Here is a 14,481-nt window from a genome sequence, read left to right as displayed (position 1 = left end):
GAAGGCGGAATAAATATGAAGGAAATTAAATTATTGTTTTGTGAATACCAAACTGGCTTCATCATTTCCAGGTATATTATCCAGATCTTTTGAAGTATCAGTAATCTTCAATTCTGTATTGGAAAAATCTTCCACTTGTTTTTTTAAAGTTTTAACAATACCATTTTCATTATAACTAAGAGTTAAAATTTTATTCATATTATCATAGTTCCAATTTCCCGAAAATGAATCATATAAACTACAATCTGTTCCTGAACTCGAAATTCCGTATCTTTCATAAACTCCTGAAAAATTTGTATTTACAAGAATCTGTCCTTTTCTTTCGCAATCAGATAACGGATATGTTTTACCCTTGTATTCATACCTTGCAGGTTTCCAAACCCCACTAATATTAGGAGCTTCAATGATTGTATCTTGCCTATCATCATCATTTGAACATGAAACAACAACAGCTATCAGGATAAATAGGTTTACAAATAATCTCATATTTTATTATTTAAGAAAAATATTCCTGTACAATTTTACAGGAATATTTTCCATCTATTTCAAATTAATTAAAAAACATCCCAGAAAACTTTCGTAGTGACTTTATCGCCTCCGATTTTCTGTGCTGCGGCAGTTACATTATTTTTATTCAATAAATACTCCTGATCTGAATATTTCATTCTTACAGGAACACCATCAACAGCAGAATCATCTGGATTTACAAATACCGGATAATCTAGCCTTCTTGCAAAGTTCCATGCCTGAAAACCTTTATTAAACATAGCTATCCATGCCTGAAATCCGATTGACTGCTTCCAGTTTGATGCATTAAAAGGATTTGCCGCGATGAAAGCTGTTGCGTTTGTACCACTGATCCCGTATTCTGTCATCGAAGCAGTAATTGCTGCAGCATATAATGTTGCAGCCGTACCACCAACACTAAAGCCACGCGCTGCCGCTTCTGCTCGCAGGAATGAAATTTCTGTATAATCTAATAAAAAGCCTTGGGCATTTTCTGTAATCAACATATATGATCCATCAGATCCTGCTTCTACATTTCCGTTAACATCTACTTTTGGTGATGTCATATGTGAATAACCTGCAAAAGAGTTATTAGCTCCATAGACTCCCCCTTTATATATTCCTCCAATTTTTGTAAACCATCTGTCTCTTCTTGGATCCGAAGTAGTATTCATATAATCAACTAAAAGATCTGAAGGAATAAAATCATTTCTTCCTGACTGAATTGCTTCCTGATATACAGGATTCGCAAATAATCCGGAAGGAAATGCAGCTAATCCAAAGTTATCTTCTTTACTATCAAACAGACCTGCATTATAAGCTGCTTCTGCATAAGTTTTTGCCAAAGTAGGTTCCACATCCGATAAAGTAACCGCTAATCTGAATTTTAAAGAATTTGCCATCTTTTTCCACTTAGACATGTTTCCTTTATAAAATATATCGTCTGCATAGCCACTTTGATTTATATTAATCATTGCATTGGCAGCATCAATTCTTTTAACCAAATCAAGATAAATTGTCTTTGCATCATCATAAGGAATTTCTGACGCATTCTGATTTCCCGCTACAGCTTTTAAAGCTCCAAAATATGGAACGTCACCATAGGTATCTACCAGATTAGCCCATGCATAAACATTTATTAATTCAATAATTGCTTCATTATTTCCTTTTTTTACCGCGTCTAATCCTTCATTTTGAAGAAATTGCTTTGCATCTCTCAACGCAGATAACACTCCCGGAGAATGAACAGTGGCAGAACTTGAAGCCATCATTCTGTTATAATGATTTCTTGGAATTGGTCTTGTTACCATATCATAATTCGACTCATCAATATAGGTAGTCTGTGCCCATTGTTGTGTGAAAAATCTTGATATGTTGTTATTTACATTCGGAGTAAGTAACTGAGAAATCAACTCCTGTTCTGCACTTGCCACCAATAGTCCGGAAGGAACTACTGTCGGGTGTTTCGGATCTTCATTTAATGAAGTAATGTCGCTTTCACAAGAATTTGTAACGACTGTTAAAGAAAGTATGCTAAGTATTAAAAATATTTTTTTCATTTTTTAGAATTTTAAAGTTACGTTGATACCTAAATCACGTGTTGTAGGCAATACCCCAATTGAATTCCCTTTTGACGCAAGACCATTTCCTGTTCCTGTTTCCGGATCTGCATAAGGCAAATTCTTATGAATAATCCAAAGGTTTCTTCCTACCAAAGAAATTTTAACTTCCTGAAAAGATGTATTTGCCAGTAAAGATTTAGGAAGGCTATATCCAATACTTGCTTCTCTTAATTTCACATACGATGCATCATAAACGAATCTTGAATTTGGCATTCTTCTGTAGCCATCAACATTTCCAAAAGTATCAGGAGCTGAAGTTGGCGTGGTATTTACCTGTCCGTTCGGATTTACACCAGGATGTACTACTCCAGCCGTTCTGTAATCTCCAACAGCAGTTTCCTCATAAAGACCTGTTGCAAGTCCATAATACATATCTGTTGAAAATACATCTCCTCCATGTTTCACATCAATAAGAAAACTTAATGATAAACCTTTATAATTGAAACTGTTTCTTACACCTCCAATCCAATCTGGTGTAATATTACCAATTACTTGGTTAGGATTTGTTAAGTATCTACCATTAGCAGGATTAATAACCTTTTCGCCATTCAAATAAACATAATCAGAACCTACAAGAGCTCCGAAAGCCTCTCCCACTCTTGCATTTAGAGAAACTCCTCCCTGATAAGATGCTAATAAATAATTCTGAGAATCCCCATAAAGTGATACAACTTCATTCTGATTTTTAGACCAGTTTACATCAATATCCCACTTGAAATTATCATTTTTAAAAGGCGTTCCATTCAACTGAACTTCAATACCCTTATTGTTGATTTGTCCTGCATTTACGAGAAATGTTCTGTAACCAGTTGCTGAAGTAACAGGTAGATTAATAATCTGATCATATGTCCTTGTTTTATAAATCGCAACATCAAAACCCAGTCTGTTTTTAAAGAATTGGGCTTCCATACCAAATTCTACCTCTTTAGATCTTTGAGGTTTTAAGTCAGGATTAGCTAAAAAGTATGATTGGTCTACAAGTCCTGTATTTCCAAAACCACCTCTTACTCTATATGTATTTTGTAATCTATAATTTTCCGTTGAAGAGCCAACCTCTGCATAATTACCGCGTATTTTCCAGAAACTCAACCAACTCGGCTTCCATAATTCCGAAAGAATAACAGATCCTGTAACAGATGGATATACGTATGAATTATTGCTTTTTGGAAGATTTGAACTTTTATCTGCTCTAATAGTTCCGTCAACATATAATAAATTTTTGTATCCAAACGAAGCAGTAGCATACACTCCTGATGTTAGCCATTTTGAATAATTTTCATCCGGTGGTATAATTGGGCTTGCAGAATTTGAAATTGCAAATAAACCCGGAGTTGCCAAACCACCTTCTGTACTTGCGTATACATTATCAATTAGATTTCTTCTAACATTTCCACCAACAATACCACTAACATTTAAGTCACTTGTGATATCAAATTTATAATTTAAAAATAAATCAAAGTTTGTTTCAGTTGTACGAATATCCTGACGAGAATATCCTGAAGTTACATTATTTCCTGAAGCTCCAAATGCCTGTGGCAATGAGCCATTCATTAATCTTTCTTCAATCAGCATCTGCATTTGATCATAAGATAACTTCCCTGTAATACCAAAATTTTTGGTGATATCATATTTTAATTGGGCGTAGCTAAAACTTCTTGTTCTTGTATCCGACTGATAGTTTTGATATCTTTGGAAGTAGGGATTATTCCAGTAAGCCGGCGTCCCGTCAGATCCTGAAGTTCTGTTCCAGGTAAGATTTGAATTACTTCTTTCATATGCATTTCTTAAATCATAAACATCTACATTGGTTTGCCACCATTGTCTGAAACCAGTAACAATATTATCTGAATATCCCGTTTCATTTCTGCCTTTTGTATCCTGAATGGTTAAAGTAGAGAAAACACTTGCATGTAATTTATCTGTAAAATCATAATTGAATTTAGCTGATAAACTGTTTTTTCTTAAATCTGAATTAGGTAATAATCCATTAGAAAGCATATTGGTATATGAAAGGGAAATATTAGATGATTTACTCCCTTTTTCTAATGAAATTGTGTTAACATATGTGACTGGTGTTTCAAAAAATTTAATAGGACCATTCTTTGCAGCTTGCCAAGGTGTAGCCTGTCCATAAGTTGGTGAGTCCGGATTATAAGAATCCCATTGTCTTACCATCAAATTTGGGTTAAATTCGGCTCCGTAAGAGGCATCTTCTGTAAAAGGAGTCTGAAGTTCTCCAGTATCTGGATCATGATTAAAATATTCAGTACCATCACCATACACATGACCATAACCAGCTCCATATCTAGTCTGATATTTCGGAAAAGTAGATTTATCAATAAACCCGGCAGTTATACCTGAGTTAAGAGTTACCCCCCAACTTCCATCTTGTTTTCCGCGTCCATTTTTAGTAACGATCAAGATCACCCCATCACTACCACGCTCACCATATAATGCAGAAGCTGCAGCGCCTTTTAATACGTTGATACTCTCAATATCATCTTGGTTGATATCTGATAAGAAGTTACCATAATCGAAAGTAGAACCTGAAACCGTTCCATTATTTACCGGAGATCCATCAATTACAATAAGGGGGCTTCCTCCACTCAAAGACTTATATCCTCTGATTAGTAAGTTGGCAGATCCGCCGAAATTATTGTTTGTATTTACCTGTAAACCGGAAACCTTACCAGAAAGTAATGATGCTACGTTTCCTGTGTTTGTAGTGCCTCCGGTAAGAGCTTCAGCTTTTACTTCTTCAGAGGCATACCCTAAAGATTTTTTTTCTCTTTTAATACCTAATGCAGTTACTACCACACCTTCGATGTCTTGCGTTCTTACTGTATCACTCTTCTTTTGCTGAGCTTTAGCCACAGCTAGGGATGAGGATAATACTAATGCAAGTACACCCATTGTTAATTTCTTCATATCAAATTAAATTTTGCTTAACACAAATTTGTAAAACTTTCTTAAAATGACAAAAGAAAAAAGGTTAAAATTATCAATTATTCAAAATAAAACAAAAATAATATAATTATAATTAATAAACAAAGTTAAAACACCAAATATTAACAAATTAAAATATTTCAATCAAACTTAAAATTTAATTATATTCAATTTTTTGTTATTGAAAAAATCTATATGTAATTATTAAAAATAAAATGCCTAATCATTGTGATATACAATCATTTAACCTTGAAAATTATTAATTGTAAATTGATTCACATTAAGAAAAAATATGCAATGCATAATTATAGTTTTAGAGAAATACTGAATTTTAACACTTAGAAACAAAAAAAACCGCCCGAAGGCGGTTTTAAATTATATATAATAAATATCATTTATTATTTTAACCAGAATGGAGAATATGCATTAATTTGATACATATCGTCAATACTTGGATTAGGTACATTTGCAGAGTTAGAAATAAATTCAGACTGAGCATACATTAGTCTCTTTGGTCTTGATGGATAGTATGATCCTACAGGCATCGGTAAAACTGGATATCCCGTTTTTGTATAGCTGATATACGTTTCTGTCGGATTAATATTTGTTAGTGCTACCCATTTTTGATATTGAATAGCTTCAATTTTATTTGTTGTAGCATTCCAACCAACTCCTGGTTTTGAATTAATAGCAGCAAGATAAGTAGTTGCAGCAGTAGCAGTGGAACCAAAAGTTAAAAATGACTGAGTAATACCATCATTAAAACTTGTTTGAGCATTAAATGCCATTGTCGTTGGATATACAGTAGCAGCTTCAGCTTGTAGGAATCTTACTTCCGCTAGTGACATTACATACCCTGGAAGAGTAGCTCCTGCGCCATTACCATCATAAAGCATAAATAATCCCAATGTAGCAAAATCGCCTTCTACAGCAGACGCATCCTTACCTCCACCTTGCACTTGACCTTTATAAGATGCAAATGCTGTACTAGTAGCACCAAAGCCTCTACCTACAAATAATCTTTGTAACCTTCCGTCTGTAACACCAGACGTTAAAGTAGTTTGACCAGTTAATGATTTAACTATATGATCAGAAGCAAATGTTAATCTATAATTTTGATTGATATCACCTGCATCAATATCTAACCTACCAAAAGCCTGATAAAAAGGATTTCTTTGCGTAGAGCTTGCAGTAGTGTAACCTGGATTAATTTTAATATCTGCACTAATAAAATTAGCTGCATTAGTAGTCAATGGAGCTAATGTCTGAAGTTCAGTATTTCTCCATGCAATAACTTCTGCATCTGTACATTTTGATAATCTAACAAGCATCTTCAATTTTACAGTGTTCGCCATTTTCTTCCAATTACTTACATCGGCAGAGGTAGCAGCAAAAATAGGATCTTCAGTCGCAACTAAATTATATGTAGTAGCTGTAGGAGTTTGATTTAATAATACTAGAGCTTGATTAAGTTCAGCCATTAATCCTTTATATACATCTTTTCCTTTATCATATTTTGGATTTTTATTAGCCTGTCCTTTAAAAGCCTCGCTGTAAGGAACATCATTATATAAATCTACAATCATTTGCATATAATATGCCTTCATAATTTTAGCTATAGCAACATGATGAGGATAATTAGCTGCAACTGGACTATCTATAATCGCTTGAAAATTAGCAACTCCCAAATAAATGTTATCCCAGATATCATCATAGAACTGAGAATCAGCCCTCATTCTGAATTCATCTCCGTAAGGAGAAGCGAAGTAATAAATATTACCTGCCCAAGCGTTCATCATTAAGTTACCAAAACGGTTCATTGTATTAGCCTGTGTTCTAAAAACAACTGATTCAGCGGCTGACAATCTTTCTTTAGGTGTTACTTGATCTGTATACGCTTCGTTTACATTTTTGTTTACATCTATAAAATCATCACTACATGAGTTAAAAAACGTCAATGCAGCCATTCCTAAAATAGGTATTAATATTTTTTTCATTATGATTTATTTAAAAATTAATAGTAGTAGTAAAACCTACCGTTCTTGTTGATGGATACTGATTTGAATTTGTCAAGCCTCCAATATTTCCTGTTGAGAAAGATGCTTCAGGATCTGCATATCCTCTATTTTCTTTTGCAAACTTATAGAATGGATTTCTTGCATATACACTGAAACTTAATCCTGATAACCCAATAGATTTTGCAGTATCAGCACCCAATGTATAGGATACACCTAATTCTCTTACTCTAAACGCAGTACCACTCATAATAAAGTTTTCTCCAACTCTAGAGTAAACACTTCCATAATAATCAGGTAAATCTGCATAACTTTCTCCCCCAGATTTAATTGAAGTATTCGCAACATACTGTCCTGATGTATTCATATAAACTGAGTTTGGAATAATATATCCTCCTTGTGTTCTATCAAACGATGCAGATTGCTCTAATTGACCGCTAAATGCCATACTTTGCATTGCACCAGAATATAATACCCCTCCGTTTCTGTAATCAAGTACTGCATATAATCCAAAATTTTTATACTTAAAGTTCGTGTTTAACATTAATGTATAATTTGGAGTTACTCTACCAAAACTTTTATAATTGTTAGAAATATAAGGGTTTCCATTATCAGGGTTAATAATAATTCTTCCTTGATCATCTCTCTCGTATGCTGTAGCTTTCAATATTGGGAATTCTTCTCCTTTGATAGCATAGATTCCTGCAATACCTCCTGTTGAAAGATTTACTTCATCTTGCCCATTCGCAAGTTCAATTACTTTTGTTCTGTTAATTGTCCATGCAAGATTTAAATCCCAAGAAAAGTCATTAGTTTTAATTGGTGTCGCTCCTAAAGTAACCTCCATACCTTTATTTTTGATATCTCCCACGTTAACTGGTGTAAGTCTAATTCCAGATGCAGAAGATGTCGTTTGGTTAGTTATTAGGTCTTTAGTTGTCTGAATATAGAAACTTGCATCTAAAGTAATTCTATTTTTCAAGAATCCTAAACCTAAACTAACATCATTACTGGTAACTTTTTCAGGTCTGATATTAGTATCTGTAGGAGTCTGATTGTTTACAAAACTTAAAGGACTTGTTGAGCTAAACGGATATCCTGTTCCTAGAATAACAGTATCTTCAATACCGTAAACAGATACCGGATCATTACCTACTCTAGTATGAGATCCTTTAATTACAAATCTGCTTACAATATTACTCTCAACATTGAATGCTTTTAAAGGCATAAATGAAACACCCCCTGAGTAGTAAAAATAATTTGGTTTGCTATCAATATTTGAATTAGAGTGAAGAAGTTTGGATGAATTTTCATATCTGCCAGTAGCATTTACATATAAATAATCTTTATACGATAAGTCCATGTTAGCAAAAAATGCATATCTATTATCAATAAATCTTCTGTTATTTAAATTATAAGGAATAGTTAGATTACTAAGATTCCAATACTGATAAATGCCTGGAGTCTTAATCCCTGTACCACTAACTGATGTTATTTTCGACTCAGTCTGTTGTACGTTGTAACCTAATGTCAATTTAAAATTGATATCTTTTGTTAAGTCATAATTTGCGTTCGCCATTAAATCGTTATAAAAATATCGACTTATAGAATTAGACTGAGCTAAAGACGACGTAATTGCAGTTACTGTTGAAACAATTAAAGGCTTTGCAAGACTTGCAGCATATCCATTGTTATAATTCAGTACATCAGTCGAAGTTATTTGAGCACTTCCATTATCAGTAATCGAAATATGATCATTTATCTTATATCCTAATGACACTGTACCGTTCATGATATCAACTTTAGAATTGTTTCTCACATTTTGGATCGTCCAGTATGGATTTTGGTAATACTTATTCCATGCATAAGGATGTGGACTATCTTTGAATGATGTAATAGGAATTTCAGATGATGATTGAAGAAGATTAGAATACAAATCAGCACTTGTTGTAGAAACAGATCTATTAATATAAGTAACTGTTCCATCTAAAGATAATTTCCCTAATTTAAATCCACCATTTAACATTACGGAAGTTTTCTTTAGCTTATCATCCGCAACAATAAATTCTCTATCTTGACGGTTAATTGATAAACCTGCATACGCACCCTCGCTTCCTCCAGTAATAGTCAACGTATTATTAAGATTTAATCCTGTTTGGAAGAAATCTTTAACATTATTTTTTAGTGGAGAAAATGGAGCATATATAGACGATGCTGCATCATTTGCAGGAACATCACCATCTGGATTTACTGAAATCACACCATCTCCATCAACATCATAATAAGGAATACCAATAGCCACGTTCTGTCCAGCATAAGCAGGATCAGAAAACGAAGGTCCCCACGCACCATTTTCTACATGAATTCTATCACCATACCAACCTTGCCCATATTGTTTCTGTCTTGCAGGTGTATATAATACATTATCAAATTCAACATTACTATTAAAAGTAATTCTAGGCTTTCTACTTCCACTTCCTTTTTTAGTAGTTACAATGATCGCACCATTAACCCCTTGAGATCCATAAAGAGCAGCTCCCTGTAATCCTAATAAAGTTGTAATAGATTCAACGGCATCGGATGGTATTGACTGAAGGATAGTCTGAGAAGAAATCACCCCATCAATAACAACCAACGGAGAAGTACTACCAGTCAACGTTCTAGAACCTCTGATCTTAATGTCATAAGTACCATCAACACTACTATTTGTTTTATTAATTGTAAGACCTGGAACCTTGCTAGCTAAGGCAGCGATAGCGTTTGGTGCACCAGCCTGAGTAAGCTTTTCCTTATTTACAACTGAAGCTGTTGAAGTTGAAGCATCAAGCTTTACTCTTCTATTCATAGCACCAGTCATAACTACTTCAGTTATATCCTGTGTTTTGATACTGTCTCTGTTTTGTGCATTTACAACCGCAAGGGAAGATGACAAAACTACCAGTAGAACACTTGCTGTTAATTTCTTCATATTTAAATTGATTATTTTTTATTATTTGCAAATATGTAAAACTTTCTTAAAGTAACCAAATTTTTTGTTAAAAATATTTAATTTTACATGTTTTTATATTTCAATATGTAAGATAATTATGGATTTAGTAAAAAAATGGTCACTTTTTTATGTTGAAGCAGGCTGCGATGAAGTGGGTAGAGGCTGTTTATGTGGACCTGTTGTTGCTGCAACTGTTATTTTAGATGAAAATTTTAACCAAAATTTGGTTAATGATTCTAAAAAGTTAAATTTTAAGACAAGAATGGATCTAGACGGTTATATAAAAAATAATGTTAAAGATTATGCAATTGCCGAACTTCCAGCAGAATTTATAGACCAGCACAATATTCTTAATGCAAGTATTCACGCTATGCATCAGGCACTTGACAAACTCACAATACGTCCAGAGCTTATATTAGTGGATGGAAATAAATTTCACCCTTATAATTATATCCCTCATGAATGTATCATAAAAGGAGATTCTAAAGTTTTATCAATTGCTGCGGCTTCTATTTTAGCAAAAAATTATAGAGACAGATTAATGATTGAGCTTCATGAAGAACATCCCGAATATGGATGGGATACCAATTTTGGATATGCAACCAAAAAACATCAGCAAGCCCTAATAAAATTTGGCCCTACAAAATACCACAGAAGATCTTTCAGATTAAAATATGATTAAAGGAATATAATTTATATGTTAAGTTTATTCCTTAATTATATGTGTAAATAAAAAAGAGAAGCAATTTGCTTCTCTTTTTTATCTTTGATAAAAATTATTTCTTTTTATTTTTCTGCTGTCCTTGAATATTTTGTTGTTCCTGAGCTTTCTCCATCATTTCTCTCATTCTCTTTTGGAACTTACCTTCCGTTTTTGGTTTTTCTTTATTTGCCTGAATTTGTGCATGGATTTTCTTTTCATCCAAAATCACATATTTAATAACAAGAATAATTAAAATATTAATTGCATTCGAAACAAAATAATACCAAGAAAGACCAGAAGCCGAAGTATTCAAAAAGAATAAGAATGTAACAGGGAAAATATACATTAATACTTTCATGTTTGGCATTCCTTCTTGTTGTGGCTGCTGCATATTTCCTGAAGTCATAATCGTATAAGTCAAAATAACGATCGTACACGCAATAGCAAAAACACTTAAGTGATCTCCCAAGAAAGGAACTTTAAATGGAAGTTTAATCAAATCATCATAAGCCGTTAAATCTTTTGCAAACCAGAAACCTTTCCCTCTCAAATCAATAAAATTCGGGAAGAAACGGAATAATGCATAGAAAATCGGGATCTGCACCAATGCCGGAAGACAGCCCGCCATTTGATTCACTCCAGCTTTTCGGTAAATTTCCATTGTAGCCTGTTGCTTTTTCATCGGATCCGCATCCTTAAATTTAGCATTAGCTTCATCAATTTCCGGACGAATTACCCTCATCATTGCGCTCAACTTATGTTGCTTATACATAATTGGCGATAAGATTAATTTAACCAAAATTGTCAATAAGAAAATTGCCCAACCAGCTGTTAATCCCCAAGATGCAATAAAATTATATATAGGAATAAAGAATCCTCTGTTCATCCATCCGATGAAAGACCAACCTAATGGTAAAATTTCATCAAAGTTTTTATCATAAGATTTCAATAAAGGTAAATCCAACGGCATAAAGTACCAGGTAAAATCCTGATTCAATTCGTTTCCTGTCATTTGAACAAAACCTTCATAGTTCAGTTTTTTCAAATATTCTCCTTCTTCTACATTCTCCTGATTTCCTTTACTGTGAGTAAATCCATTTTTAGCTTCAATAACAGAAGAGAAAAACTGCTGTTTTACACCGATCCAGTTAAGCGTTTCCTTTTCTTCATCCATCGTTGTTCTTCCATCATAATCATATTTTTTATAATTATCGAAAGCATACGAGAATTCTGAGTGAGACTGTTCCTGAGCTCTACCCTTTTCAAGGTTTCTTACATTGTAATCCCAGATGAAATCTGCTTTATTATCAGACGTAATTTTAGCAAGACCTTGCGTTCTTACTTTAAAATCTAATGTGTATTTTGGAAGTAATGTATAAATAAACTGAATAACAGCTCCGTTATAATTAGCCGTCATTGTTACTGTATTTCCGTTCACAGCAGGAGCAAAAACTAAATCTTTAGTATTGATTACTTTTCCTGTTTTATCTTTGAATTGGAAACCGTAGTTTGAATTATTTTTAGTAATCAGATTAAGCGGAAGATCTGCCTTATCCGTTTTACGATCATAGGCTTTGTATTCTGCAAGTTCTACTTTAGAAACCTGTCCGCCTAAACTTGCAAATTCCAAATTCAATTCTTTATTAGAAAGCTTCGCCGTCTGAATTGCATTAGGAGTTACATTTGGATTGATATTGCTTGCCTGAGTTTGTTTTACAGCATTTTTAGCCTGTTCTGTTTTCTGTTGCTGAGCTTTTACCTCTTCTTCTTTCGATTGCTTGTTTTGGAAATAAAACATGAAACCAAAAAGAACCAAACATAAAACCGCAAAACTAATCATTTGACTTTTATCGAGTCCGTTGTTCTGTTGCATTTTATTTTAATTAAAATTTTTTACCTATTAAATAATGTATAACAAAACGTTATACATTTTGAGTCGACAAAAATACTGTTTTTTTATCAAAACTCTATACTATAATATGTTACTATATAATAAACTCAGGCTGAGAATAATCAGTCTGAGTTTATATATAACGTTTGTAATTTTTAAATTACTTTATTTCTTTTCACAAGCCTTAATAAAAGCTTTGAATAGAGGATGTGGTGTTGCTACCGTACTCTTATATTCAGGGTGATACTGTACTCCGACATAGAACGGGTGATCCGGCATTTCTAATGCTTCTACCAATCCTGTTTCAGGGTTTGTACCGGTTGCTAAGAAACCATTCTTTTCAAATTCACCGATATAATCACTGTTGAATTCATATCTGTGACGGTGTCTTTCTGAAATATGCTTGCTTCCGTAGATTTCATTTAGTTTCGAACCATTTTTCACAGCACATTTCCAAGCTCCAAGACGCATTGTACCTCCTTTATCAACAACATTCTTCTGTTCTTCCATTAATGAGATTACAGGATGTTCTGTTGAAGTATCAAATTCCATTGAGTTGGCTTTTGTATATCCTAAAACGTTTCTTGCAAATTCTACCGTCATGATCTGCATTCCCAAACAAATTCCCAACATCGGAACTTTATTTTCTCTTGCATATTTTGCAGTAAGGATTTTTCCTTCAATGCCTCTGTCTCCAAAGCCCGGAGCAACCAAAATACCGGAAACTCCGTCCAAAGTTTCTTTGATATTTTCGCTCGTTAAATCTCCACTGTAAACCCATCTTACTTTCACCTCAGTTTCCATATCTGCACCTGCATGTTTAAAAGCTTCAGCAATTGAAATATAAGAATCCTGAAGAGAAACATATTTTCCAACCAATGCAATTTCGACAGTTTTCTTGGGATTTTGGAATTTTTTAAGGAAACTCTTCCAGTCTTTAAGATCAGCTTCTTTATCACTTTTAAGATCTAATCCTTTTAAAACTACATCATCAAAATTTTGTTTTTGAAGATACATCGGAACTTCATAGATCGTTTCCAAATCTTTACATTCAATAACGTTATCTAAAGGTACGTTACAGAATTGAGCCAATTTTGCTCTTTGATCTTTTGGAATTTTATGTTCCGTTCTGCAAACCAAAACATCAGCCATAATTCCGCTTTCCATTAATTGACGAACGGAGTGCTGAGAAGGTTTTGTTTTTAATTCTCCACTTGAAGCCAGATAAGGCAACAAAGTCAGGTGAATTACCATAGAATTTTTCTCACCCAATTCCCACTTCAACTGACGAACAGTTTCAATATAAGGTAAAGATTCAATATCACCAACAGTTCCACCGATCTCAGTAATAATGATATCATAGTTCTGTTTAGATAAAATTTTAATTCTGCGTTTGATTTCGTTCGTAATATGAGGAATTACCTGAACTGTTTTTCCAAGGAAATCTCCTTTTCTTTCTTTCTCGATTACAGTTTGGTAGATTTTCCCTGTCGTAACGTTGTTATTTTGAGAAGTAGGAGCGTCCAAATAACGCTCGTAGTGACCTAAATCCAGATCCGTCTCCGCACCATCTTCGGTTACATAGCATTCTCCGTGTTCATAAGGATTCAGTGTTCCTGGGTCGATATTGATATAAGGATCTAGTTTTTGGATCGTTACATTAAAGCCGCGTGATTTTAGTAGAAGTCCCAGAGAAGCAGAAACGATTCCCTTTCCCAAAGATGAAGTTACACCTCCTGTCACAAAGATGTACTTTGTATTCTTTTTACTCATTAGATTAGGTTTGTGCAAAGTTAGGGGAAAAAGAA

General features: G+C 33.7%; 8 protein-coding genes. 1 reads left to right on the top strand and 7 read right to left on the bottom strand.

Translation table 11 applies throughout. The annotated features are described in order from the left end of the window. Nucleotides 1-30: 30 nt before the first annotated feature. From ABD745_RS01380 to ABD745_RS01360, 5 genes are all read right to left on the bottom strand, one after another. The gene (locus ABD745_RS01380) at nucleotides 31-486 is read right to left on the bottom strand and encodes a lipocalin-like domain-containing protein (RefSeq protein ID WP_344824058.1); all 456 of its coding nucleotides are present in this window, start codon (nucleotides 484-486) and stop codon (nucleotides 31-33) included. Between the two features lie 68 nt (nucleotides 487-554). After that, nucleotides 555-2,066, bottom strand: coding sequence for a SusD/RagB family nutrient-binding outer membrane lipoprotein (locus ABD745_RS01375; protein WP_344824055.1), 1,512 nt, complete (start codon nucleotides 2,064-2,066; stop codon nucleotides 555-557). 3 nt (nucleotides 2,067-2,069) lie between these two features. After that, a complete protein-coding gene (locus tag ABD745_RS01370; RefSeq protein WP_344824052.1) occupies nucleotides 2,070-5,057 on the bottom strand; it encodes a SusC/RagA family TonB-linked outer membrane protein in 2,988 nt (995 codons plus the stop codon). Between the two features lie 416 nt (nucleotides 5,058-5,473). Beyond that, nucleotides 5,474-7,072, bottom strand: coding sequence for a SusD/RagB family nutrient-binding outer membrane lipoprotein (locus tag ABD745_RS01365; RefSeq protein ID WP_344824049.1), 1,599 nt, complete (start codon nucleotides 7,070-7,072; stop codon nucleotides 5,474-5,476). A 10-nt stretch (nucleotides 7,073-7,082) separates the two neighbouring features. Next, a complete protein-coding gene (locus tag ABD745_RS01360; RefSeq protein WP_344824046.1) occupies nucleotides 7,083-10,058 on the bottom strand; it encodes a SusC/RagA family TonB-linked outer membrane protein in 2,976 nt (991 codons plus the stop codon). 118 nt (nucleotides 10,059-10,176) lie between these two features. Here ABD745_RS01360 and ABD745_RS01355 point away from each other — a divergent pair, with 118 nt between their 5' ends. Next, the gene (locus ABD745_RS01355; RefSeq protein ID WP_344824043.1) at nucleotides 10,177-10,761 is read left to right on the top strand and encodes a ribonuclease HII; all 585 of its coding nucleotides are present in this window, start codon (nucleotides 10,177-10,179) and stop codon (nucleotides 10,759-10,761) included. Between the two features lie 94 nt (nucleotides 10,762-10,855). Here ABD745_RS01355 and yidC read toward each other — a convergent pair whose 3' ends face one another. Continuing rightward, the gene (gene yidC / locus ABD745_RS01350) at nucleotides 10,856-12,655 is read right to left on the bottom strand and encodes a membrane protein insertase YidC (RefSeq protein WP_344824040.1); all 1,800 of its coding nucleotides are present in this window, start codon (nucleotides 12,653-12,655) and stop codon (nucleotides 10,856-10,858) included. A gap of 183 nt (nucleotides 12,656-12,838) precedes the next feature. Further along, entirely contained in the window at nucleotides 12,839-14,446 is a 1,608-nt protein-coding gene (gene pyrG / locus ABD745_RS01345) for a CTP synthase (RefSeq protein ID WP_344824037.1), read from the bottom strand. Nucleotides 14,447-14,481 lie beyond the last annotated feature (35 nt).

Source organism: Chryseobacterium ginsenosidimutans (assembly GCF_039536845.1).
GTDB classification, from domain to species: domain Bacteria; phylum Bacteroidota; class Bacteroidia; order Flavobacteriales; family Weeksellaceae; genus Chryseobacterium; species Chryseobacterium ginsenosidimutans_B.
This window is presented reverse-complemented; position numbering and strand designations above follow the sequence as displayed.